The 22923-nt window shown below is 57.6% G+C and carries 35 protein-coding genes; 22 read left to right on the top strand and 13 right to left on the bottom strand.

The window, feature by feature from the left end; genetic code table 11:
* Positions 1–80: 80 nt before the first annotated feature.
* From HNR38_RS08265 to HNR38_RS17610, 6 genes are all read right to left on the bottom strand, one after another.
* Positions 81–674 (bottom strand): DUF4747 family protein, encoded by a 594-nt coding sequence (locus HNR38_RS08265; protein ID WP_183702084.1) that lies wholly within the window; start codon positions 672–674, stop codon positions 81–83.
* Between the two features lie 206 nt (positions 675–880).
* The gene (locus HNR38_RS08270) at positions 881–1222 is read right to left on the bottom strand and encodes an antiterminator Q family protein (RefSeq protein ID WP_183702087.1); all 342 of its coding nucleotides are present in this window, start codon (positions 1220–1222) and stop codon (positions 881–883) included.
* Entirely contained in the window at positions 1212–1619 is a 408-nt protein-coding gene (locus HNR38_RS08275; RefSeq protein WP_183702090.1) for a hypothetical protein, read from the bottom strand. The genes HNR38_RS08270 and HNR38_RS08275 overlap by 11 nt, the downstream gene beginning before the upstream one ends.
* Complete coding sequence (locus tag HNR38_RS08280; protein WP_183702093.1) at positions 1606–2559, bottom strand: hypothetical protein; 954 nt, start codon at positions 2557–2559, stop codon at positions 1606–1608. Before HNR38_RS08280 ends, HNR38_RS08275 begins: the two co-directional genes overlap by 14 nt.
* Before the next feature lie 127 nt (positions 2560–2686).
* Positions 2687–3184: a hypothetical protein gene (locus tag HNR38_RS08285; protein WP_183702095.1), complete on the bottom strand. Its 498-nt coding sequence runs from the start codon at positions 3182–3184 to the stop codon at positions 2687–2689.
* A 68-nt stretch (positions 3185–3252) separates the two neighbouring features.
* Positions 3253–3489, bottom strand: a complete 237-nt coding sequence (locus tag HNR38_RS17610) for a transcriptional regulator (RefSeq protein ID WP_183702098.1) — start codon at positions 3487–3489, stop codon at positions 3253–3255.
* Between the two features lie 126 nt (positions 3490–3615).
* Between HNR38_RS17610 and HNR38_RS08295 the strand changes: the two genes are divergently transcribed.
* From HNR38_RS08295 to HNR38_RS08305, 3 genes are all read left to right on the top strand, one after another.
* Positions 3616–4020 carry a helix-turn-helix domain-containing protein gene (locus tag HNR38_RS08295; RefSeq protein ID WP_183702101.1) on the top strand — a complete coding sequence of 135 codons (405 nt, stop codon included), beginning with the start codon at positions 3616–3618 and terminating at the stop codon, positions 4018–4020.
* 30 nt (positions 4021–4050) lie between these two features.
* Positions 4051–4473 carry a hypothetical protein gene (locus HNR38_RS08300; RefSeq protein ID WP_183702104.1) on the top strand — a complete coding sequence of 141 codons (423 nt, stop codon included), beginning with the start codon at positions 4051–4053 and terminating at the stop codon, positions 4471–4473.
* A 123-nt stretch (positions 4474–4596) separates the two neighbouring features.
* Positions 4597–5424, top strand: coding sequence for a hypothetical protein (locus tag HNR38_RS08305; protein WP_183702108.1), 828 nt, complete (start codon positions 4597–4599; stop codon positions 5422–5424).
* Here HNR38_RS08305 and HNR38_RS08310 read toward each other — a convergent pair.
* Positions 5396–5863 (bottom strand): DUF488 domain-containing protein, encoded by a 468-nt coding sequence (locus HNR38_RS08310; protein ID WP_183702111.1) that lies wholly within the window; start codon positions 5861–5863, stop codon positions 5396–5398. The genes HNR38_RS08305 and HNR38_RS08310 overlap by 29 nt on opposite strands.
* A 271-nt stretch (positions 5864–6134) precedes the next feature.
* On the opposite strand from HNR38_RS08310, the gene HNR38_RS08315 reads away from it, so the two are divergent.
* The 13 genes from HNR38_RS08315 to HNR38_RS08375 all read left to right on the top strand — a co-directional run bounded on the left by HNR38_RS08315 (position 6135) and on the right by HNR38_RS08375 (position 12130).
* The gene (locus HNR38_RS08315; RefSeq protein WP_183702114.1) at positions 6135–6563 is read left to right on the top strand and encodes a response regulator transcription factor; all 429 of its coding nucleotides are present in this window, start codon (positions 6135–6137) and stop codon (positions 6561–6563) included.
* Entirely contained in the window at positions 6560–6838 is a 279-nt protein-coding gene (locus HNR38_RS08320; protein WP_183702117.1) for a phage antirepressor KilAC domain-containing protein, read from the top strand. The genes HNR38_RS08315 and HNR38_RS08320 overlap by 4 nt, the downstream gene beginning before the upstream one ends.
* The gene (locus HNR38_RS08325) at positions 6835–7098 is read left to right on the top strand and encodes a pyocin activator PrtN family protein (RefSeq protein ID WP_221275746.1); all 264 of its coding nucleotides are present in this window, start codon (positions 6835–6837) and stop codon (positions 7096–7098) included. The genes HNR38_RS08320 and HNR38_RS08325 overlap by 4 nt, the downstream gene beginning before the upstream one ends.
* Positions 7099–7107: 9 nt before the next feature.
* A complete protein-coding gene (locus HNR38_RS08330) occupies positions 7108–7389 on the top strand; it encodes a hypothetical protein (RefSeq protein WP_183702120.1) in 282 nt (93 codons plus the stop codon).
* A complete protein-coding gene (locus tag HNR38_RS08335; protein WP_183702123.1) occupies positions 7379–7570 on the top strand; it encodes a hypothetical protein in 192 nt (63 codons plus the stop codon). Before HNR38_RS08330 ends, HNR38_RS08335 begins: the two co-directional genes overlap by 11 nt.
* A 10-nt stretch (positions 7571–7580) precedes the next feature.
* Positions 7581–7976 (top strand): DUF7673 family protein, encoded by a 396-nt coding sequence (locus tag HNR38_RS08340; RefSeq protein ID WP_183702126.1) that lies wholly within the window; start codon positions 7581–7583, stop codon positions 7974–7976.
* A gap of 30 nt (positions 7977–8006) precedes the next feature.
* Positions 8007–8381: a hypothetical protein gene (locus HNR38_RS08345; RefSeq protein ID WP_183702129.1), complete on the top strand. Its 375-nt coding sequence runs from the start codon at positions 8007–8009 to the stop codon at positions 8379–8381.
* Positions 8382–8386: 5 nt separating this feature from the next.
* Positions 8387–9244 (top strand): DUF2303 family protein, encoded by an 858-nt coding sequence (locus tag HNR38_RS08350; RefSeq protein ID WP_183702132.1) that lies wholly within the window; start codon positions 8387–8389, stop codon positions 9242–9244.
* Between the two features lie 94 nt (positions 9245–9338).
* Entirely contained in the window at positions 9339–9716 is a 378-nt protein-coding gene (locus HNR38_RS08355) for a hypothetical protein (RefSeq protein WP_183702135.1), read from the top strand.
* Entirely contained in the window at positions 9713–11425 is a 1713-nt protein-coding gene (locus tag HNR38_RS08360; RefSeq protein ID WP_183702138.1) for a DNA cytosine methyltransferase, read from the top strand. Before HNR38_RS08355 ends, HNR38_RS08360 begins: the two co-directional genes overlap by 4 nt.
* A complete protein-coding gene (locus HNR38_RS08365; RefSeq protein WP_183702141.1) occupies positions 11422–11598 on the top strand; it encodes a hypothetical protein in 177 nt (58 codons plus the stop codon). The genes HNR38_RS08360 and HNR38_RS08365 overlap by 4 nt, the downstream gene beginning before the upstream one ends.
* A complete protein-coding gene (locus HNR38_RS08370) occupies positions 11595–11807 on the top strand; it encodes a hypothetical protein (protein WP_183702144.1) in 213 nt (70 codons plus the stop codon). Before HNR38_RS08365 ends, HNR38_RS08370 begins: the two co-directional genes overlap by 4 nt.
* Positions 11804–12130: a hypothetical protein gene (locus HNR38_RS08375; RefSeq protein ID WP_183702147.1), complete on the top strand. Its 327-nt coding sequence runs from the start codon at positions 11804–11806 to the stop codon at positions 12128–12130. Before HNR38_RS08370 ends, HNR38_RS08375 begins: the two co-directional genes overlap by 4 nt.
* Here HNR38_RS08375 and HNR38_RS08380 read toward each other — a convergent pair.
* Positions 12127–12783: a BRCT domain-containing protein gene (locus HNR38_RS08380; protein WP_183702150.1), complete on the bottom strand. Its 657-nt coding sequence runs from the start codon at positions 12781–12783 to the stop codon at positions 12127–12129. The genes HNR38_RS08375 and HNR38_RS08380 overlap by 4 nt on opposite strands.
* Before the next feature lie 350 nt (positions 12784–13133).
* Between HNR38_RS08380 and HNR38_RS08385 the strand changes: the two genes are divergently transcribed.
* Positions 13134–13916, top strand: a complete 783-nt coding sequence (locus HNR38_RS08385; protein WP_183702153.1) for a BRO-N domain-containing protein — start codon at positions 13134–13136, stop codon at positions 13914–13916.
* Between the two features lie 240 nt (positions 13917–14156).
* Here the strand turns inward: HNR38_RS08385 and HNR38_RS08390 are convergent, their stop codons facing one another.
* Positions 14157–14360 (bottom strand): hypothetical protein, encoded by a 204-nt coding sequence (locus HNR38_RS08390; RefSeq protein ID WP_183702156.1) that lies wholly within the window; start codon positions 14358–14360, stop codon positions 14157–14159.
* A gap of 107 nt (positions 14361–14467) precedes the next feature.
* Complete coding sequence (locus HNR38_RS17560; RefSeq protein ID WP_183702159.1) at positions 14468–15538, bottom strand: tyrosine-type recombinase/integrase; 1071 nt, start codon at positions 15536–15538, stop codon at positions 14468–14470.
* A gap of 72 nt (positions 15539–15610) precedes the next feature.
* On the opposite strand from HNR38_RS17560, the gene dusA reads away from it, so the two are divergent.
* From dusA to HNR38_RS08420, 5 genes are all read left to right on the top strand, one after another.
* Positions 15611–16663, top strand: a complete 1053-nt coding sequence (gene dusA, locus HNR38_RS08400; protein WP_183702162.1) for a tRNA dihydrouridine(20/20a) synthase DusA — start codon at positions 15611–15613, stop codon at positions 16661–16663.
* Positions 16664–16769: 106 nt separating this feature from the next.
* On the top strand, positions 16770–17738 hold the full coding sequence (gene tal, locus HNR38_RS08405) for a transaldolase (RefSeq protein WP_183702165.1): 969 nt from the start codon (positions 16770–16772) through the stop codon (positions 17736–17738).
* A gap of 29 nt (positions 17739–17767) precedes the next feature.
* Positions 17768–18217 (top strand): tellurite resistance TerB family protein, encoded by a 450-nt coding sequence (locus HNR38_RS08410; RefSeq protein ID WP_183703328.1) that lies wholly within the window; start codon positions 17768–17770, stop codon positions 18215–18217.
* Positions 18218–18232: 15 nt separating this feature from the next.
* Positions 18233–19360, top strand: a complete 1128-nt coding sequence (locus HNR38_RS08415) for a 3-deoxy-7-phosphoheptulonate synthase (RefSeq protein WP_183702168.1) — start codon at positions 18233–18235, stop codon at positions 19358–19360.
* Positions 19357–20130 (top strand): glycerophosphodiester phosphodiesterase, encoded by a 774-nt coding sequence (locus HNR38_RS08420; RefSeq protein ID WP_183702171.1) that lies wholly within the window; start codon positions 19357–19359, stop codon positions 20128–20130. The genes HNR38_RS08415 and HNR38_RS08420 overlap by 4 nt, the downstream gene beginning before the upstream one ends.
* 24 nt (positions 20131–20154) lie before the next feature.
* Here HNR38_RS08420 and sthA read toward each other — a convergent pair whose 3' ends face one another.
* The 3 genes from sthA to HNR38_RS08435 form a co-directional block, all read right to left on the bottom strand.
* A complete protein-coding gene (sthA, locus tag HNR38_RS08425) occupies positions 20155–21546 on the bottom strand; it encodes a Si-specific NAD(P)(+) transhydrogenase (protein ID WP_183702174.1) in 1392 nt (463 codons plus the stop codon).
* A 75-nt stretch (positions 21547–21621) separates the two neighbouring features.
* A complete protein-coding gene (gene nqrM / locus HNR38_RS08430; RefSeq protein WP_183702177.1) occupies positions 21622–21861 on the bottom strand; it encodes a (Na+)-NQR maturation NqrM in 240 nt (79 codons plus the stop codon).
* An 11-nt stretch (positions 21862–21872) separates the two neighbouring features.
* On the bottom strand, positions 21873–22922 hold the full coding sequence (locus tag HNR38_RS08435; protein ID WP_183702181.1) for an FAD:protein FMN transferase: 1050 nt from the start codon (positions 22920–22922) through the stop codon (positions 21873–21875).
* Position 22923: the final 1 nt, after the last annotated feature.

Here is a 22923-nt window from a genome sequence, read left to right on the forward strand (position 1 = left end):
ATACAAATAACGAGGAAATAACGTCTGAAATCCGAGATTTCTGCTGCTTTGAATCAACATCGGCAAAAATCACCGGTTATTCAGACCTTCCCTAGAAGAGCATCGTCAAGATCTGCAGAGTTAGAAAAGGTCACATCGACTTTTACTCTCTTGTAATATTCAGCGTTAAAAACCTTTTCCAAGGACTGCGCAGAAGTCATCTCACGAATACTCAATTGATATTCGGGAAAAACAGTTTGGGAGACTGGAACAATAACGTCACCCAAAACCTTCATCAGTTGATTTACGCTCGGCAACCCGCGTTTGCGCTGAATCGCCAACGTATGGGACTCAAAATCGAAAACGAATGGAAACCCATACCGCTTACTAGTACTCCCCTTTCCACCCTTGAACTCGTCCTCTTCGGTATAAAGGTTATGAACGCTGGCAACTTGATCAAATTTGATGAATTTACCCTGCGCATAATTTTCCTTGATCTCCACCTCAAACGGAGCAAAGTAAAAATCGTTGACCAGACTACCCGAAACCCTTTCAAGGGCCATATCATCCTTTGCGCTCTGCATACGGGTTGCCAAATTCTGAAATAGACGTCGGTACCCTTCCTTTCCCACTTCACCATGTGAATCAGTGTCAAGCGCTAGCAACTGAAGGTTGTAAAACTTAAATACCGCCATTCCTTGTCTTCTCCTTACTGATTAATAACCAGCAAGGGTAGACTATAATTAGCTTACACAGAAGCTCTACCGACAAGACAAAAACCCGGCACCAGGGCCGGGTCAACGGAGTATCAAAGGAGCTTGCTGCAATCCTCAGATGCACTTTCTGCACCTTACGGAACTGAGAGTAGTTATCTGCATGCAGCTTGTCAACATTTTGAACATCATGTTGCGCTACCGAAATCGAGAGCAGCATCAATCCACGCCTCACCAGCCCCGAGCAGGTACCTGGCCCGCTCCCGGCTGCCCACACCAGACTCCCGGGCGATGCGGGCCAAGCTGAACTGGCTCAGGTACGCCATGGTCACGATCTGCCCCATCATGTGGTCCCGCCGTTTCAGTTGGGCAATGGCGCGGTCCACGCTCAGGGCCTCATCATCCGGGCACACGGGCATAGCCACGCTGCTGCCCACCGCCAGGTTGACGCCTTTCACGCCCAGGTCCAGCCCACCGGCGCGTACCCAGTGGCCCCACGCGCTCAGGCGCTGCTGTGTGTCACTCAACATGGTTACCTCCCAGCAAGGCCTTCAGGCGCGCCATGCCTTTGCGGCCGACCTTACGCCGGTTTTGTTTTACGGCTTCCCCCTCCGGCAATGAGCGCCGGAAACGCCGGTGGGCCGCCGGGTGCCTCGTTTTGGCCAGCCCCAGTATCCGCCCTACATCCGGCCAGTAGAAATCCTCATCCCCCTCAATGAGCTTTTCCTTGGCCCGGCCCAGGGCCACCTCCAGTTGCTCCCAACTGAGGGCATCCACCTCGCCCGCCCACTCCCGGCGGGCCAGCCGAAGGGTTTTCTCATCCGACCACTGCAGGGTGAAACGGTGCCCGTAAATCAACCGCAGGCGATTGAAAAACAGAACCGTCTTACGCCTTTGCTCCTGGCTGAATCGGTCACCATCGTTCAAGGGCGTAATCGGGGTCTGTGAGCTGTCTCTGGACTGCAGCCCGTTCGTCACGCTTTGAACGGCGCTGCTGATCTTGTGCAACTGAGTCATGGGCACCTCTCTGATGCTGGTTCCGGGGTTGTTGGTTGAGCCTGTCCCGCTCACGGGCATAGCTCTCTGCGAAAGATTTGTAGTATTCAGGGCCGTCGGGGATGCGGCCCAGGTTGGCCTCTGCACTGGCCATAATCTGTCGCATGTCGCCAATGCTCAGAGCCCACTGGGTCCAGCATTGGTACACGGCGATGAGCCGGGGCCGGGCAACACGGTGGTACGCCCAATGCCGTTCGCGGCCAAGGAAAGAGCCCCACTCCATGGGTGACTGGGGCTGAAAGGCATCGGGCCAGGCCTCAGCCTCGCGCCCGCCCGCGCCGGTAGAGTGTAGTGGAGTAGAGTTATACAGATGTGTGTTGTTCCCAGTGTCGCTCCCTGCGTTGTTCCCTGTGTTGCTCCCGCCCTGTTCTACCGGTTCAAATTCCAGTGATTTCGGCAGGTTAACCACCTTGGCGCTGTGTTGTTCCTCGTGTTGCTCCCTGTGTTGTTCCTTGTGTTGTTCCTTTTCCGGGCGGAGTAATCCGCTGTCAGCCAGCGGCAGTTTAAAAACAAGCCCCCGGCTGCGGCTGGAGCCGTGGTTAACCAAAAGCCCGGCCCGCTCCAGCTCCGCCACCCTGGCCCGCACACGCCCAACCGTCGGTGTATCCGCCCGTTTGCGCTGGCTGCCCCAGTCCGGGTCCACGGCGATCAACTCGGCCAGGGCCCGGTACGACAGCTTCCGTACCGGGCCGCCGGCCACGCCACTGGCATAATCCATGTAGCGCCGGAACCCCCGCAGATAGATCACCTGTGCCTCTGCCGTCAGCCCCTGCAGGGCGCCGTCCTCGGCATCATTCCACTGTGAGCGCATGCAGCCCCCCAGCCTTTGAGTTCATTGCCACTAACCGTTGAAGTTTGATCATGGTGAGCCCAGCGCCGTTCGGGTAAGCTCTAAAAGCTAGCCACCCCAAAGGAGCATCCCGTGATTCCATATAAGGTTAAGTACCTGGACGACCATCAGGCTGGCCGTCCTGATCGCTATGAGTCGGCTGAACCTCTGCAGATTGGAGATGTGGTGGAGCTGGATGATTTCCACTGCGTGTGTAACATCCAACGGCTTCAGACAATTCATCGGATAGACGTCGCTCGAGGCTGCGGATCCGAGAAGGAGGCAGTTCTCGAAGCAAAGTATTCAAAACGCCTATGATCACATCCCTGGCATAGTTCATGGCGTCGTAGTCCGCGTAGATCTTATAGGGGTGCATCAGACGCTTACGGACGCTGAGCGCGTCGGGTCTTCTGGTGAATGCCAGGTGTACGGCCTCCGCTATCCGTATATCCAGCGGCGGCCCGTCCTGAAGACAATCGTCACTCTTCCACCCTGCCTTGAGCTGCTCCAGCTCCCGCCGAAGTCGATTGTTTTCGGCCACAAGCGTCGGCATTTCTATGAACGTCTCACAGTGCGGACACTGAATACCTTTGATCTTTTCAAACATGCTCTGGCCTCTCGACGCACTCAAACTCGATCTGTTTTTGCTCATAGCCCCCCCATCCAAGTGGCCAGTTATGCGACAGACGCCTGCTCTGTAGACTCAGGAGACTGACCGTAAATATCCGGACGCATGGAGTACCGATCGATGGTGCCACCCTCAGCCCTCACAGCAGCCTCAAGCTTAAGCACATGTCGAGCCGGAACCCGGACCCATCCGTGCAGGCTCGGTGGCTTCACGTTACAGACTCTCGCCACCTTGGCCTGGGAGCCAAGACACTCCGCTAAATCATCCAGAATACTGATAGCCATTAGATACCCTCGTGTTATCTATCGGGATAGTAGACCAACGCTAACGCCGATGTCTACACCAAAAACTAGCACCATGTTCAACAGGTTGACTTACCAAGGGATTAGTTAATAGCTAACATCTGAGTCATGACAAACGACACTGAAAACGCCAGAGCCGCCAGGCTCAAAGAAGCCGTAGAGAAAGGCCCGCTCAATATGAACGAGATAGCGGAAGAGCTTGGCGTTGCCAGGACCTCCGTCTTGAACTGGAAGAGACGCGGAGCCATCAACATCGACAACCTTAAAGGGATTGCCGAGTTAACGGGTTACCGCTTTTGGTGGCTGGCCTTTGGAGAGGGCCCGAAGACCTATTCAGAAGCAGACGGTGTATCAAATCAGTCTCCCCTGACCGATGTGGCCAAGGCTTCCCCCGAGCACGCGCGGTTGATCGAGTGCATATCCCACTTAACACGGATACGGGTACTCACTCCGGAACTCGCCGAGGGGATCACGGCTACGCTGAATGCGGTAGCTGCTTCAAAAAAAGACTAAAAGCGCAATGCAAGTCAGAGAGAAATATCTATGGCGAGTATTCCTAAATCATTCTGGCATTCACTTAGCTTTTGCATGGTTACAGTAACCGTTGTCTTACTCGTTATCGCTTGGAAGTCTTCGTCCGTTTCAATTGAGGTCGACAGCTACAAAGTGAAACTGAAATCTGTAGTGGTTGATACTAAAAAGGCTCAACAACAACTTGAACTAAGGCGTAAACGGTTAATTGACGCGGAAACATTACTTAAAGAACGTATAGACGAATTAAGCTACGTCACAAACCAGCTCAAAAGCGATGAGTGCATCTCAGAACTCCCCAGACCATCGCGAGAAGATGCGTTCCTCCGCAGTATCGAGTTATTTTTAAGCACCGACAACGATGCACAGCTCCAGTCTTTACAAGAAGCGATCAAAGGACTCAACAAACTTGAGTCAGGATTGGCAGAACAATAAAAGCTGAGGCTTTAAGGCCCCAAGCACAACAAAAGAACCACCGCAACCTCGACAGCAGAACAGGCATAAAGCTTAGGAAGAGCTTAAGAACAACACGGACCTGAACATATAAGGAGACCCAGGTTGCCCACGCAAATTGAACAAATCCTCATACTCGCGAAAACTTATCCATCTCCCAGCGCGAGCTATGTAGAAACCTCTTGTGTAGCTGGAATTACGGAACAAGGTGAAATGAGAAGGCTCTACCCCGTCCCTTTTCGCCTCCTGAAAGACAACCAGCAATTCCAAAAGTGGCAGTGGATTGAAGTCAGGACAGAAAAGGCCAGGGCCGATCATCGACCAGAAAGCCACCGGGTGTTCGTAGATACCATCAACTGTTACCACAGGATAGACACCAAAAATGCTTGGTGCGAACGCCGCCACTGGCTGGCGAAGATACCAACCTATAGCAGCGCTGAGGAAATTAATCAGGCACGAGAGAAATGCGGCGTATCCATGGCGTTACTGAAACCGGCCAGTATCGAATCACTGGAAATACAAAAAGCAAGAAATAGCGACTGGACCGACGATGAAAAAGTCAAACTGATAAAAGACCAGATCCAAGGCAACCTTTTTTCAGAGCATGACGCTACTAAAGAAATGCACCAGCTCCGAAAGGTACCTTTTGACTTTTATTACAACGTAACCTACCAGACGCCAAACGGTATAGTCAGAGACAAGCTCAAAATCATTGACTGGGAGGCGTGTGCATTATACTGGAATTGCGTGCGGTCGCACGGACCTGAATGGCAGACACCTTTCAGAGAAAGGCTAGAGGAAAAGTTGTTGAGAAATGACTTGCAACTGCTGGTTGGCAACCAGCATCGGTTTCAGAGCCAGTGGCTCATAATCAGCCTGATCTACCCACCAAAAATCGACACATCTACGCCACTTCAGCAACCGCTTTTTTAAGCCACTTCTTGCTGAGGTGAACAACTGAAAAATCCGCGATCTTCTGAACGGATTTGGCAACTAACGACCTGTGACAAAAGGTAGCATCTGCCTCAAAACACATTAGTGCACATTTTTTCGTAGAGGCCTCAGCAACCAACCTCCCCAACGCTTCATCTTGCTCCGCAAGATGATCGAGAAATTTCAGCTTGTAGCTCCCCCAATCGCCATCTTCTTTCAACTGGTGTCGAATCGGCTTTGGGCAACCGAGCTTCGGCATATGAATATATCCTATCCCAGCAGATTCAAGCGCTTCCCGGAGCTTTGTTTTTGAAAAACCTGGCTTTCTGGACAATGGAAGCTCCCGCACATCAACCAACGCATCAATGCCGGCATTCAGCAAAACGTTTTTAAACTGATCAACCCCCATGCCCTCGTAGCCAATCGTAAAAATCTGCATTTCGTCTCCTGATGCAATCTCATTTCTCGGACGCAAGGGTAGCGATCGAACAACCACTTGTCACCTTACGGTCCACTCTACTCGCAATCGGTAAAGCGTAGAAAGGAACTTACACACCCCGCAGGCCAGCGCCTCCGGGGCTTTTTTTTGTGCCCGCACAACCTCCCCACCTCCAAAATTGTTCACTAACAGAAAAAAATAAGCACAAATAGTTGACGACAATGTTAGCCCTAAACTACGATAAATCCATAGACTACGGTTATGGTGCTTTATGGCTAACATCGCTGGCTCAGAATTCGAAATCCACGACCCCAACAACGCCCTCACCCCGCGCCAGCGGCAGGTGTTGGTGTGGGTGGTGGAAGGCAAGGAAAACGACGCCATTGCCATTCTGCTGGGCATCACGCTCGGCACGGTGAAGTTTCACATTGTCCGCCTGTTGCGCCATTTCAAAGCACCGAACCGGCAACTACTGATCAGCCGCGCCTGGAAGGCCGGGCTCATCAAGGCCCGCCAGTTGGCCATCGGCCTGCTGATTTTCGGCAACGCCCTGCCGGGCACTGGCGACCAGCCGGTCACGGTGCGCATTCCGCGGGTTGCCCGGGTGCGGGCATCAAACCGCCGTGAGTCTGACGACCACCCGATCATCCAGCTCAACAACCTTGCAGATCTCCACACCGGAGACAGGGAGGCAGCATGATTCCTGAAACCATCACCCTCCAGGAAGCCGCCAAAGTGCTGAACCTGGGCCCCCGCAAAATGATCCGCGCCCTCAAGCAGCGCGGCATTCTGGACAACCAGCGTCTGCCCAACTGGCGCTATGCCAAGCGCGGCTTTTTCCAGGTGCAGACCAAGTCTTTCAACCACCCCGTGCGCGGCCTGCAGCACAGCGCCAAAACGCTGGTAACGCCGGCCGGCCTGGATTTCCTGCGCCGTGAGTTCGCAGAGCAGATCGACATGGAGAAAGCATCGTGAAGCAGATCTCTACCTTTTTCGCCCTGATGGCCGAGTTCGGTACCGCCGAGATTCCACTGGAAGACGTGTGCGAGAAGTTCTTCGGCCTGCAGCCAGACATGGCCAAAAAGCGCGCAGCCCGCCGGCAGCTTCCGGTTATTGCCTACCGGGGCGGTACCCAGAAAAGCAGTTGGCTGGTGAGCGCAAAGGATCTGGCGGAGCACATCGACGAACAGCGCGCCAAAGCCAAGCGCGAGTGGGACCAGGTAAACGTCGCCTAAGGAGTAACCATGAAGACCCTCAAGGAAATCGAGCTGCTGAGCTGGAAGGCGATCTGGCTGGCCGTAAAAAGCGGCCGGCACAGCCAGATTCACAAAGCGATTGATGAACACGTTGAGCGCTTTCCGGTGTCGGAACGCGATCAGGTGCGCCTGCGCACTATTCATATCGTCCGCCACACCCAGCGCGAACCGGAGGAAGTCGCCACCCGGATCCGGCGGGTATCACGCACCATCCGCCAGTTACAGAAGGGCCATTTCAGCACCCGCCAGGAGGTATGCCATGCGCCTTGATCTGCCCAACAGCACACGGGTTATCGACCTTATCCGCCTCGCCAACGCCCAGGGCAAACGCCTGGTGTGGAAGCGTGACGGTCTCCGCTACCGGCCCCATATGGAGGCAGCCAATGATCAGCACCCTGTTGTTACTCGCCTGCGCCCTCGGTTGCGTGTGGTGGATAGCAAGAAACCCTGAGGACCACATCATGATGACGCTAACCGCCAGTGCAAACGACATCGAACGCGCCCTGCAGGACCTTCACCACCTGGCCACCACCGGCGTGGACAACGACGCCCGCAACGCGGCCCAGTTTCTGCTGGCCCTGTGGGACGGCGACCTTCACCCGCTCAACCTGCAGGACTTCCGGTTTCTGACCCCCCAGCCCATGCGCCAGGCCCTGCAACTGTTCACTTTCCTGATGACCACAGGCACCGGCCTGCAGAAGTTCATGAGCGAAGAGGCCATCAGCCAGGTGGCTGACAACCTGCGGGCGCTGAACGGCCCCGGCATCAACAGCGGCGACTACGGCAACGGATCATCCGGCGCCATGGCCCGCCCTGCACCACCGGCCCCTCCGGCCGCACGGGTTCAGACCTACTGACCCACCCATAAAAGCCAAAGGAGTATCGAGATGAGCGCACCCGAGAGCAATCACCGCGACACCGATGTAACCCAGTTCGTCGCCGATCTGGACGGCGGCGTCTTCATGCAGAAGCTGGGCCGGGCCATCAGCGAGGTGGCCGGCGGCGTTGTCGACAACAACGACAAAGGCGCGATCGACATCCGCCTGAACTTCAAGCGGATCGGCCAGAGCTACCAGGTGAACATCGGCCACACCCTGAAATACACCGTGCCCACCCTGCGCGGAAAGATCATGGAGGAAGACACCACAGAAACCCCGATGCACGTGAACACCGGCGGCCGGGTGAGCATCTTCCCGGAAAACCAGCACCAGTTGCTGACCCGCAACGGTGAACCCGAAACCCACCGCGAAGACAAGGACTGAACCCCATGACTGAAGTACTGCAATCCATCGACGCCCTGCACGAATACACCAAAGCCGTGCAGGCACAAGAGCTGAACCAGTTCATCCAGGAGCAAACCAACGGCAGCGCCACGGCCCTGCCTGAAGGCGTAACCGTGGCAGACCTGGAAAAGTACCTGGAAACCCGCCGCCGCTACCGGGGCAGCATGCGCACCACGCTGATTGATGAATTCGTGGAATTCGTGAACACCACCTCTGACGCCTATGGAGCGATGGGGTCCGAGTGTTTCCCCTGCTTTGTGAACCCGGAACACATGAAGGCCACCGCGTTTTTCAACCTGGGCGATATCGACGCGCCCGGCCACGGCGACCACCGCGCCAACCTTCAGCTCAGCGAGACGGAAGCCTTTGAGGAACTGCTGCGCATCAACGGCAAACGGTTTGAGCAACGGGCCCTGGCTGAGTGGCTGGAAGACTGGCGCGACCACCTGATTGCACTGGCGGAAGACGGCAACACAGAGCTGCCGATATCCGCCTCCGTCAGCGCCATTCGCCGCATCACCATCGGGACCAACGCGGAGTCCACCAGTGAAGAGCAAACCTTCAGCAGCCGCCGCAGTGCCATGGCCGAAGTAGAAGCCAAGCACAAAGACGAGCTGCCCGCCTTCCTGAAGTTCACCTGCGAACCCTACCAGGGCCTGAGCGAACGCACGTTCACCCTGCGCCTGAGCCTGATCACCGGCGAAAAGCCGCAGATCAGCGCCCGCATTGTGCGCCTGGAAAGCGTGAAGGAAGAGATGGCCAAAGAGCTGGAAGACCGACTGCGCAGTGGCTTTGAAGACACCGCCGTGCGCACCTTCGTTGGCACCTTCGACCCGAACTGACCCAACCGCGCCCCACGTGGGGCGCATCCGGGAGGGCTTTCATTGAGAGCCCTCCCGGATGAACACCAGCAACAACACAAGACAGGGGAACACCATGTCAGCACCAACCATGAGCACCGACCAAATGCTGGCCGCCCTGCGGGTCCGCGCCCTCAGAGTTTGCAGCCTATCGCTGGAGATCAACGTGCGGGGCATTGCCCAGGCATTCGTCGACGTATACGGCCACACACATTCCATGTACGCCGATCTGAGGCCTGCCGATACCGTCTTCCCTGAAAACGGCGAACCACGCCCGGAGATTGCGAACCTAAACCTGAGATTTTACGCCTACGACTTCCACGATCACGAGGAACAGCAAGAGGACATGCAGGAGCAGGCAGACGCAGCGGACCAGTACATTGCATACCTGGAATTGCTGCTTGCCAAGGGGCAGCCGGTCACGGTGGCAGATGTGGGGAGTGAGGCAGCATGAGCGTTGTTGAGATTCGCCACTTTCATCTGTTCTGCGGACTGGGCTGCGGAGCCAAAGGGTTCAACCAGTCGAACCCAAGGGTAGGCACTCTTCAGGGTGAGTTCCGCTGCCTTGGCGGCATCGATGTAGACGCCACAGCCATCGCCAACTTCCAGTTGTTGACTGGCGTACCAGGGACCATCCGCGACCTGATGAGCGCCCAGCAATACGAGGCCTTTCATGGTCACCCGCCGCCCACCGACTGGAAAGAAGCAACACCGGCAGATATTCAAAACGCCGCCGGCGGCGAACGCCCGCACATCGTATTCCTTTCAGCACCCTGCAAGGGATTCAGCGGATTGTTATCCCAGAGCCTCAGCACCACGGCCAAATACCAGGCCCTGAATGAGCTCACCTTACGAGGCATCTGGTTGGCTCTGGAGGCCTGGCGGGATGATCCGCCCGAACTCCTCATATTCGAGAACGTGCCCCGCATTGCTAACCGTGGCCGGCACCTGCTGGAACAGATTACCCAACTGCTTAGGGCCTACGGCTACGCCGTATCAGAAACCACCCACGACTGTGGAGAAATCGGCGGGCTCGCCCAAAGCCGCCGCCGCTTTCTGCTGGTTGCCCGCCATGAGGAAAAGGTACCGCCCTTTCTGTATGAGCCACCCAAGAAAACCCTCAGGGCTGTGGGCGATATCCTGGGCGCCATGCCACTGCCGGGCAATGCCGATGCCGGCCCGATGCACCGCATCCCCAGCCTGCAATGGAAAACCTGGGTAAGACTGGCCTTCGTGGAGGCCGGGAAAGATTGGCGAAGCCTGAACCGGCTGAAGATCGAGAACGGCTACCTGAAGGACTTTCTCATCATGCCGGAGTACCGCCCGGGTTACATGGGCGTGAACCACTGGGACGAAAGCATGGGTACCGTCGCAGGCCGCAGCACTCCCACAAACGGCGCGTTCAGTGTTGCGGATCCACGGTATGAGGGACAGCAATACAGCCAGTTTGGAGTGCTGAACTGGAGGGAAACAACCGGCGTTGTCACCGGCCAGCGGTCACCAGGACAAGGCCGGTTTAGTGTGGCAGACCCACGCTCAGGCGGCGAACCAGTATCCCGCAGCAAATACCGCGTCACCCGATATAACGAACACGCCGGCGCCGTCATCGCAGCCAGCACTACCGGTGAAGGCGCGTTTTCCGTGGCTGATCCACGCCCCGGGCTATCTCGCAAGAAAGGTGACAGCTACTTAACAGCGGGGCATTACGGCGTAGTGCCCTGGCAGTCTCCTGCAGGTGCAGTGTCCGCAGCGGCAGGCCACGACAATGGGCGTTGGACCGTTGCCGACCCAAGGCCAGCCGCCACCAGCGAAGGCCCCTTGGATGCCCTGCCGGCAGCCACAGACAGACTGATCGCAGAGATCACCGCCCTGGACGGCACCTGGCATCGCCCCTTCACCACCCTGGAACTGGCTGCCCTGCAGTCACTGATCGAGCCCGAGGAATACCTGGAGCTGCACGGCAAGTCCGACAGCGTCTGGCGGGAACAGATCGGCAATGCAGTGCCCGCCCACGCAGCCAGAGCGATCGGCGACACCATGGGCGAAACCCTACTACTTGCATGGACTGGTGAAACCTTCGTACTGAGCCCTGAAAAAGTCTGGGTCCAGCCACTGCGTGTGGCGTTGTCAGTGGACCAGCAGCCACTGGAGGAACCGGCATGACCATCGAGCACATCACTAACCGCCAAGCCTTCGAAGAAGTCCTACGCGAAGACCAGCTCGCTATGGACGAAGCCGAACGCCAACAGGCCATTGAAGCCCGGAAGCGCCGGGAACGTGAACACCGGCTCGATCTGGACGAGGAAGCCCGCAACAGTTTCGGAGGCCCGGCATGATTACCGCCAGACTGAACAGACTCGTGGCCGCCTACCGCGCGGCAAAGAGACTGGTCGGCGATGCCAACCGGGGAAAAGCCATACCAGCGGTTGCGCTGAGGCTGTGTAATCGCATACGGCAGGCTATCAAAGCGGAGATTGTGGTGGTGGAGGCGATGATTCGGCCACGGCGGCTTTTGCAGAACAACCCGGAGGTTTACCCAGCATGAGCCAGGAGAACCTGTTTGACGACGGCACCCCGCTGACCACCGACATGCACGTGATTCTGCAGCTGTTCACGAACTACCGGGGCATAGACATCCGCCGGGATTTCGAAGGGCTGTGCCACGTTTACCACAGCGTTCACACGCACCCTGACAAGCTACCCAAGACCAGCTGGAGCCCTGCCCGCGTACTAAAAGCCGTCCAAAAATGCCAAGCCGCCGGCCTGGTTACCTATCCGGAAACGGACACCGGCCACAAGTACGAAATCACCGCCAAAGGCATCGAAGCCAGGCGTACGGCTTACCTCACCCAGTTAGGCCGGTGCTAACCATGCAGATATTCAAAGAAACGCTCTTCCGGAATAATGGCAATGGTGGATCCCCCATCACGGAGCTCAATCGCTTTTTCGATTTTCCGGCCAAAGGTGCTGTGAGCCCAGTCGCGGCTGCCGACTTCGCCTACCACCAGGAACGACGTTTTCTTGCAGGGTGTTTTTTTGACAGCACCACCGCGCTGAACCACTGCATCCTCAACTTCCCGCCTCGGACCACAAGCAAAGGTTCCAGTCAGGCAAAAGATCTCACCAGCAAAGGCCACCCTCGGGGAAGGGTCATCAAAAGGAAGAGTGGCACTAGCATTGGTGCCCGTAGCATTTACATTGGGGCTCCCGGTGATCCCCATCAGGAGAGTAAGCAGCTCCTGTTCTTCGGTATCATCCAGAACTCCATCTGCCAGCATGGCACGAATTCGTGGGAAGAGAACATTGGCAGGCCACTTATCCGCACAGTGCTGGTTAGACTGCAACCAGTTCAGAAGGAACTCCGCTTCCCCCTGGTTCACCTGGCCATCAGCCAGAACCCCCTTGCACAGGCCAATAACTTCATCCACTTGGCGATCAGCCACGCGCGACCAACAAAGCGCCGGGTTCAGCGGCTGGCCATTGTCATCAAGAGGGATTTCACGACGAGGGAAAACGGCCATAGCGCAACTCCTTTGCAGAAAAACACATCAGTAACGGTAAGGAATACTACCCCAAAGATAACCCTCCCGTTGACTCAGGGCAAATGCCGGGGCCATACTTACTCTGTCGCTGCAAAATCAGCGACCGGGTTTGGCGACCCGAGCAGTACAGGAGAGCACGCCGCATCTCCTCACGAGTTAGCGGTTTTTTTGTGCTCAGAGCATGGCACGCTCAGCGTTATGGGGCGGGCCGTGTGGGAGGCCTTCGGGCCTGCCGGATCCTGTACCCGGTTCGCCAACCCGCGCGGTCCCGCCCTCCCTGTTTGGCGACAGGCAGGCGGGTTCCTTAATCAAGTACAGGAACCGTAGTCATGCATAATCACACCCAAGGTGCACCCGCACCACTCGTATACGCATTCACTTCTACAGATCTCCGCGTCATTCTCATCGAAGGACAAATCTGGTTTGCGGCCGCCGATGTTGCTGCGGCGCTCGGTTATCGAATGACAAGTGATATGACCCGCAACTTGGATGACGACGAAAAGGGAACGCACATTATGCGTACCCCTGGCGGTAACCAAGAAATAACTGTCATTAACGAATCTGGCTTGTACTGTTGCGTACTAAAATCCCGCAAACCCGAAGCCAAAAAATTCAAACGCTGGGTTACCCACGAAGTACTCCCCACCATTCGAAAAACCGGCAGCTACGGCAAAACCCACTGGCCGCCTACCGACCGGGCTAGTTACCAGCTCCGCGAACAGCTCTCTGCCGCTATCCGATCCATTACCGTCGGGTTCCGTGGCAAGGGTGCGGCCTACGCCGTTAATGAACGCATCCGCAACCATTTCGGCGTCCGTCGCGTTGAGGACCTGACCACTCAACAAGCCAAAGACGCCATCTTCATGGTCGAACAACTGCGCCCGCTTGCCCATCGCTGGGTGAAGGCCATGAACCAGGCAGAGAAAGACTTCACCCGTCAGGTGCTGCGCACAGAAACCGGCCCCATGCTGAGCGCCCCAACGCTGGTCTGCCTGGACATAGACGCCAATGGCATCACCACGCCGCTGGAGCACCCAAACCTGAAGAAGCTCCAGAAGGCGAACCAGGGCATGCATGACATGCTGGCGCTGTTTCAGGACGAGGAAGAATGAAAGCACCGGAAGTAGCCAACCCCAAGGGCGGCTTTCTGGCGAGAAACGCCGCCCTGCTTTGCCAAAACAGCAGCTTCCAGCTCTACCTGGACAGGCGCAGAGCGGCAAAGTTTGGGCTGGATATCCCGGACGGCACCCACACAGAGGAAGACGCCCGGGATTTCATCCTGCAGGCCTGCAGCATCAGCTCCAGGGCGGAGCTGGATCATAACCCGCAGGCAGCAACGGTTTACCGGCAGATCAGGTATCGCCACCAAAGGTGGGAGGCTCGCAATTTTCGGAGAGCTCACCAATCTCACAGAACAGAGCCGCCCTGATCCTACTCACCCGATCAGAAACCATCCCTGTTTCAATAGCGTTTTGCAGTTGCTTACCAACTGCTGCCAGATCACCAATGACTGCCAGCAACGCTTCAGCACGCTCGATTTTGCGGTCTTTATCCATCAGACACTCCAGATTTGATCGTTTGAAAGTTGAGCATGTGGCCACATGCTCCAACCTTACGGCATCTGAAGATTCGCGAACGGCGCTGCCCCCTCTTTTACAGAATTTCACATGGTGGCAGGCCTAAACGACCACCCCTCGTATTTGTCATGCGGCTCCTGCCTGCTGAGATGAGTATATTTCTGCAGAGATGACCAGGTGTTATGCCCACTCACCGCAGCAACCCTGGGAATATCCCAGCCACGCTCAAACAACCAGCTAATGCACTCGTGCCGGAGATCATGGAAGCGCAGGTCATCAATCCCCAGAAACAAGCACCACTCCCGGAACCGGGTACCAATACTCCGGCTGTTGTCCGGGAAGATGCGATCGCCCCGCTCTGGCTGGCGCTGAATGATCGCCCAGGCCTCCTCAGTCAGGTGAACACGCTTGTGGTTGCCCCGCTTTGCCGTCGGGTGCTTCATGTCTGTGACCATGACCGTCCGGTTTTTCTCATCCAGCCCATCCCAGCGGATCCGCGTGATTTCCTCCTGGCGCCGGCCAGAGAACAAAGCGAACAGAATAATCTCACCCATGGGGATCTGGCGCTGGGCGCTTTCCCGGCCGGCATACTCCATCAGCTTATTAAGCTCCTCCAGTGTGGGCCGGCGATCCCTGGAATCCGCCTTACCAACCAGCCGCTCCCGCTTGCAAGTCTCCGCCGCATCATCGATCACGGAAAGGTTTACCGGCATCCCCCAGGCGGTGCGAGCCACCTTGAACACTGATCGAAGCCAGATGATGTCGTTATTGGCTGTCTGCGGTTTCACTGTTTGCAGGCGCCACATGACGTGAGACACGATGTCAGACGGCTGCAACTCCAGGGCATCACGATCTGCCAGATCAAAAGAGCGCATGTACTCCAGGTGCGCGTGTTTGGTCCTACCGAAGTTGGCACCGTATTCCTTGATGTAACGCTGTATGAGCTCTCCAACAGACACGCCCCGGTGCTTCACTTTTTCGAGCATCCCAGGTTCCTGCAGTTCGAGTTCCCGACGGGCCGCCCAGTCTTTCGCCAAAGCCTTACGGTCGAAGGTGCGGCTTTCCTGATAAACTAACCGTCCTTTGCGTTTGATGCGTATGTCTGCGCGGTAGGATTTGGTTCCGTCTGCACGGGTACGAGCGATGATGGAGGCCACGGTGCTACACGTCCTTATATGTAGGATTTCTGTAGCACTGATAGTAAGAAAATGGTACAAAATGAGCAAGAAATGACCGAAAACGCAGCCGCGAAATTTACTGAAAATTCAGTCACAAGCACTGGAAACACTGGGGTGGAGCCATCCAGGCGTTTCAGCATCGCGCCGATGATGGACTGGACGACGCCCCACTTTCGCTACCTGGCGCGCCAGTTGAGCCTGCACACCCTGCTGTATACGGAAATGGTCACCACCGGCGCCCTGATCCACGGCGATACCGAGCGCTTCCTGCGCCACAGCCCGGAGGAATACCCACTGGCGCTCCAGCTCGGGGGCAGCGACGGCGGGGAACTGGCCCATTGTGCCCGGCTGGCCGGCCAGTTTGGCTTTAACGAGGTGAACCTGAACGTGGGCTGCCCCAGCGACCGGGTACAGAACAACATGATCGGCGCCTGTCTGATGGCCCACCCGGACAAGGTGGCACAGGCCGTGTCGGCGATGATCGAGGCCACCGATCTACCGGTCACCGTCAAGCACCGGATCGGCATCGACGGCCGCGAATCCTGGGACCAGCTCTGCGAGTTCATCGAAAAAGTCTCCGCCGCGGGCTGCCGGACTTTTATCGTGCATGCCCGGATTGCCGTTCTCGAAGGACTCAGCCCCAAGGAAAACCGGGACATACCGCCGCTCAAGTACGACTGGGTATACCGGTTGAAGGAAACCTATCCAGACCTGGAAATCATCATCAACGGTGGCATCCGCACGTTTGAGGAATGCCACCAGCACCTGGCCCATACCGATGGTGTAATGCTCGGCCGGGAGGCCTACCACAACCCCTGGCTACTGGCCGGTGTTGACCCGGAGTTCTTCGGCACGCCAGGCCCCGCAACCAGCCGCCACGACGCCCTCCGTGCCATGTTCCCCTTTATCCAGCAGGAGCTCGACAGGGGCGTGTTCCTGACGCATATGTCCCGTCATGTCATGGGACTGTTCCATGGCCAACCGGGCGGCCGCCAGTTCCGGCGCTACCTGAGCGAGAATGCCCACAAGCCGGGTTCCGGCCTGGAGGTCATCGAAGAGGCCCTGAAGCGGGTACCGGAACCGGAGCCGATAGCGGCAGGTTGATGACCTCCATACTTTTTGTTGTCTTGTCCGCCGCCTGAGCTGCCGTTATTGTAGGACGATACCCGGATCAGCCGGACCACCCCTATCAATCAGGACGACAGGACGAATGAGCAGCAAGCTGGACCAACTGAAAACCATGACCACCGTGGTTGCAGATACCGGGGATATTGACGCTATCGCCCAGTGGCGTCCCCGGGATGCCACCACCAACCCTTCCCTCCTGCTCAAGGCGGCGGCTTCCGATGCCTACCGCCCCATGCTCGACAAGGCCGTCGCCTTTGCCCGCAAACAGGGCGGAACCGATGCCGAACAGCTCGGACTGGCGACCGACATGCTGGCCGTTCTGGCCGGACGGGAAATACTCGGGCTGATACCGGGGGTGGTTTCCACCGAAGTGGATGCCCGGCTGTCATTCGACACCGGAGCCACTCTGGAACGCGCCCGGCGGCTGATCGAGTTCTACGATCAGCAGGGCGTGGACACCAGCCGGGTGCTGATCAAGATTGCATCCACCTGGGAAGGCATCCGGGCGGCGGAGCAACTGGAGCAGGAAGGCATTCACTGTAACCTGACCCTTCTGTTCTCGTTCGTGCAGGCCGTTGCCTGCGCCCAGGCGGGGGCCACCCTGATTTCTCCCTTTGTTGGTCGCATCCTGGACTGGCACCTGGCCGCAAGCGGCCGTGACAGCTTCCCGGCGGAAGAAGACCCGGGCGTTCAGTCCGTCGCCCGGATCTACAACTACTACAAGGCCTCCGGCTTCGACACGGTGGTCATGGGGGCCAGCTTCCGCAATACCGGTGAAATCGAAATGCTGGCCGGCTGCGACCGCCTGACCATCAGCCCGGCCCTGCTGCAGGAACTGCAGGACGACAACGGCACACTGTCCCGCCAGTTGAACCCGGAAATGGCGACCACCGCCGATGCACCCGGCCGGATTGGCGAAAAGCAGTTCCGCTGGGATTCCAACGAAGACGCCATGGCCACCGAGAAACTGGCCGACGGCATCCGTCGCTTCGCGGCTGATCAGGTCGAGCTTGAAAGCCGGGTGCGCCAGTTAGCCACCACGGCCGCGTAACCCACCGCGCAACCGGAGTTTTGGTGAAAATGATCGAACACCTGAAAAAACTGTTTGCCCAACCGGACAACGAACCGGTCCAGCCCGACCGGCACCAGTTGGCGGTGGCGGCCACCGCCCTGATGGTCCAGCTTTCACGGGTCGACAACGACGAAGACCAGCGCGAACTGGAAACCATTGTGGACTGTGCGGTCAAGGCGCATGAAATCACCCGGGAAGAGGCCACCGACATTCTCGACGACGCCCTGGCCCATGCCGATGATGCCACCTCGCTTTACGAGTTCACCGGGCAGATCAACGAATACCTGGATCAGGCCAACAAACAGTCGCTGCTGGAAAGCATCTGGCGCGTCGCCTTCGCCGACGGCCGCATCGACAAGTACGAAGAGCACCTGATTCGCCGTATGGCCGACCTGCTGCATCTCAACCACCGGGAATACATGCAGGCCCGGCACGCTGCCGAAACCGCGGCTGACTGATTTATAGGAGCTGACATGCTAGCCATCCTTCACCCCAATACCACCCTGGACAGTGAAGCCTATCGCCAGACCATGCATTACCTGGAAAACCTGCCGGGCGTGAGCCTGCGGGTCCATGAGGTTCAGGGGGCCAGCCAGCGCCTGACCGAAATCTATCTGTTGGGCGACACCAAGCCGCTGGACAAGGAAGAAATCGAAGCTCTGCCGGCGGTCGAGCGAGCCGTCCGCATCTCCGAGGATTACCGGATTCTTGGCCGCCACAAGGACGACCGGCGCCAGAGTGGCTTCACCTACAATGGTGTGGATTTTTCCCAGAACAACCTCAACATCTTCGCCGGGCTGTGTGCCGTCGATGTCCCGGAGCATGTTGAAATGATGATGCAGGCACTGGAGCAGCACGGGGAAGTCTGCACCCGCATGGGCGCCTACAAGCCCCGCACCAACCCCTACTCGTTTCAGGGACATGGCAAGGGTTGTCTGCCCTGGGTATTTGAAAAGGCCGGCAAACACGGCATCAAGGTGGTGGCCATGGAAATCACCCATGAAAGCCACATTGAGGAAATCGACACCTGCCTGGAAAAACTGGGGCGCCCGACCGGCGTGATGCTGCAGGTCGGCACACGCAATACCCAGAACTTCGAGCTGCTCAAGGCCATCGGCCGCCAGAGCACCTATCCCGTCCTGCTCAAGCGGGGCTTTGGCATTACCCTGAATGAATCCCTCAATGCCGCCGAGTATCTGGCCAGCGAAGGCAATGCCAATGTCATTTTCTGCCTGAGGGGCATGAAAACCGAAGCCGGCCTGCCCCACCGCAACATGGTGGATTTTGCCCATGTTCCGGCCGTCAAACGCCTGACCCGGATGCCTGTCTGCGTGGATCCATCCCACTCCGTCGGCAGCCGTGACGCGTCGCCGGATGGCATCCTGGATGTCATGCACGCCACCGCCCAGGGAGTTATCGCCGGAGCCAACATGGTGCTGGTGGACTTTCACCCGAAACCGGAAAAAGCGCTGGTAGACGGCCCGCAGGCCCTGCTGATGGACGAATTGCCGGCCTACCTCGAGGACCTGCGCCTGTGCCATGACACCTGGAAAAAGCGCCAGTCCATCTACCAACGCCTGAAGGAATCCACGGCAGAATGATCATTTTTGGCCACCGGGGCGCAAAGGGTGAAGCCCCGGAGAACACCCTGCCGGGCTTTATTCACGCCTACCGGCAGGGCATCCGTCATTTCGAGCTGGACCTGGTGCTGTCCCGGGACGGCGTGCCGGTGATGGTCCACGATCTAACCGTGGACCGGACCACCGGCCACACCGGCAGCGTGGGCAGCTTTACCGCCACGGAACTGGCAGGCATGGATGCCCGACCGGACCCAAGTGTCTGGCCGCGCCCTACCGGGATTCCGGCGCTTGAGGTTCTGCTTGACTCCCTGGAAGGCCTGGAGCAGCTGCAACTGGAGGTCAAGAAAGACAATCGCAGCCGCCTGAATGTCTTGTGCAACCGGCTCACCGAGATTATCCAGCGCCGGGAACTACACCATCGAGTCGTTGTGACGTCATCCGATCCCTGGTTCCTCCGCCAGATACGACGGCGCGACCGCAACATCCGCCTGGGGCTGGTGGCCGAACGGCGCTTTCCCAATCCTCTGAGCCTGGCTGCCCGCCTGGGCTGCGAGTATTTCTGTGCGAACTGGAAGATCGTGAGCCGGTCGATGATCGCCACAGCACACCGCCGCAACATGCACGTATCCACCTGGACGGTGAACCGGATTCACGACATGCTGCAACTGGAGGAACTGGGGGTGGACAGCATCATCACCGACTACCCGACCAGCAGCCGGATGTTCTTCGATAATCGTGCCAACGCAGCTCTGGAACTGCCGCCCCGGCAGGCAAGCCCCGAAACGGCCTGACGGCCGCCCGGGGCTCCGAACCGATCAGAAGATCCGGTTCAGGCCGTTGAGAGCGGCCACACGGTAGGCTTCCGCCATGGTGGGATAGTTGAAGGTGGTGTTGATAAAGTAGTCCAGGGTGTTGGCCTCACCCTCCTGATTCATGATCGCCTGGCCGATGTGAACGATCTCAGCGGCCTGGTCACCGAAACAGTGGATGCCCAGAATCTGCCGGGTTTCCCGGTGGAACAGAATTTTCAGCATGCCCACGGCCTCACCGGTGATCTGCGCCCGGGCCAGATCCTTGAAGAACGCTTTGCCAACATCGTAAGGGACCCGGGCCTGGGTCAGTTCTTCCTCGGTTTTGCCCACCGAACTGATTTCCGGGATGGTATAGATACCCGTCGGCACGTCATCCACAAACCGGAAGTATTCGTCATGGGTGATGTCCGATGCCGCGGAGCGACCCTGGTCATAGGCGGCACTGGCCAGGCTCGGCCAGCCGATCACATCGCCCACGGCATAGATGTTCTCAACACCGGTGCGGTAATGCTTGTCCACCGCCAGTTGGCCCCGGCCATTCGGCTCCAGGCCAATATTGTCCAGCCCCAGGTTATCGGTGTTGCCGGTTCGGCCAGCGGCCCAGAGGAAGGCATCAGCACGGACTTTCTTGCCCGATTTCAGGGACAGCACCACCCCGTGATCATCCCCCTTCACGGACTCGAATTCCTCATTGTGCCGCACCAGAACACCGTTGTTGCGCAGGTGGTAGCTGAGGGCATCGGAGATTTCATCGTCCAGGAACGAGAGAATCCGGCTGCCCGGGTTGATCAGATCCACTTTCACGCCGAGCCCGGAGAAGATTGAGGCATACTCTGAGCCAATGACGCCGGCCCCGAAAATAATCAGGGTGCGCGGCGTATGGGACAGGTTGAGAATGGTGTCGGAGTTGTAGATCCGGTGATGACGGAAGTCGATGTCGGGCGGCATATAGGGCCGGGAGCCGGTGGCAATAATCGCCTGCTTGAAGTAAAGCGTCTCAGCAGACTTGTTGCCACGGACCTCGATACGATTATTGTCAACAAAATGCGCACGTCCGTTGATCAGGTCGATCCGGTTACGGGCATAGAAACCGGTCCGCAGCTTTACCTGCTTGCCTATCACCTTCTGGGCATTCTGCAGAACCCTTGGGAACGAAAACCAGCGTGGTTCGCCGATGTCACGGAACATCTGGTTGGTGTTGAAGGTGATAATCTGCTTGACCGAGTGGCGCAGCGCCTTCGAGGGAATCGTGCCCCAGTGGGTGCAGTTGCCGCCCACGGTCGGCTTGTCTTCAATGATTGCGACCCGTTTGCCGTGTTTCGTCGCATTCATCGCAGCACCTTCCCCAGAAGGCCCGGACCCTATGACGACGACGTCGTAATGATGCTCTGCCATGCGCGCAGTGACTCCTTATCTACGTCGTGAAATGGTAATTATAGTTTTTACACCGGCCAGCCTGGACGGCGATGGTCATTCCTTGCGGGAGGCGTCGTACGCCAGATCCGCAGCCGGCTCGGCAGAATCGTTGCCCTGGCGGCTGTCCTCACATTTCTGGGTGTTGCCACCACAAATCTCACAGGACGTACTGATCCCAAGCGCACCAATACCGCCACAGGTGCCACTGATGGGCTTACGCCCGAACATAACGCCAATCGACATACCCGCGATCAGCACCACCACAATAAACAGAACCAGCAGAAAGGTACCCATACTGCCCTCCTTTACTGAACCACATACGAGGAAAAGGCCGGTGTCTGCCTGACCTCGAATGCATCGTCACCCCGCACAATGAAATAGGCGGGAATATTGTTTCGCGTCGCCAGGGCCATGGCTTTTTCCTGACCCAGTACATCAAAGGCCGTTGCCAGGGCGTCTGCTGTCATACAGTCCTCTGCAATTACTGTAACAGACGCCAGTCTGTGGGTAATCGGCCGACCCGTCTCCGGGTCTATGGTATGGGAATAGCGCCGGCCATCCGATTCGTAATAGTTACGATAATCGCCCGATGTTGCCATTGCCTGACTATCCAGCGCGACGATGGCATTAACCTCACGCCCCTGTTCCGACGGTTTTTCCACCGCCAGACGCCAGGCGGCACCATCGGGCTTTCGTCCATGAACACGCACTTCGCCCCCGATCTCCACCAGATAGGCACTCACGCCCTCGGACTCCAGGTAACGGGCGACAACGTCGACACCATAGCCCTTGGCGATCCCCGACAGATCAATATACTGGGGCCGATCCGAACGAATTGCACGGGCCTCGGCGTCCAGCTCAAGATGCTCCCAGCCAGTGGCGGCACGCATTGCCTCGATGCGCTCGGGAGCCGGCACATCGTCCGGTCGTGCATCGGGGCCAAAACCCCAGAGATTGACCAGGGGCCCAACGGTGACATCAAAGGCACCATCGGTAAGCCGGGCAATCTCCACCGAACGCTGGATGACTTCAAACAGAGGCTCAGACAACGGTGTCCACCCGGACTGATCGTCCTTGCGATTGAGTCGGGACAGTTCGGAGTCCGGCTTGTAGGTAGACATGGCCATATCCACCCGTTTGAGCTCAGACTCGATACCGTCAGCCAGAGTCTGCAGACGCTCCTCATCACGAGGCAATACGACGTTGATGTGATAGGTAGTACCGAAGATGCCGCCGGAGATTTCCCAGACCTGATCCTCGTCCTGAAACGAACAACCCGCCAGGGCGGAGATCACCAGCGCCCAGAAGACGCTGAAGATCACCACCCTGACGGGTTTTAGCATGCCGGATGTCATG

Origin of the sequence: Marinobacter oulmenensis, from assembly GCF_014201735.1 — a bacterium.
In the GTDB taxonomy this organism is placed as follows: Bacteria; Pseudomonadota; Gammaproteobacteria; order Pseudomonadales; family Oleiphilaceae; genus Marinobacter; species Marinobacter oulmenensis.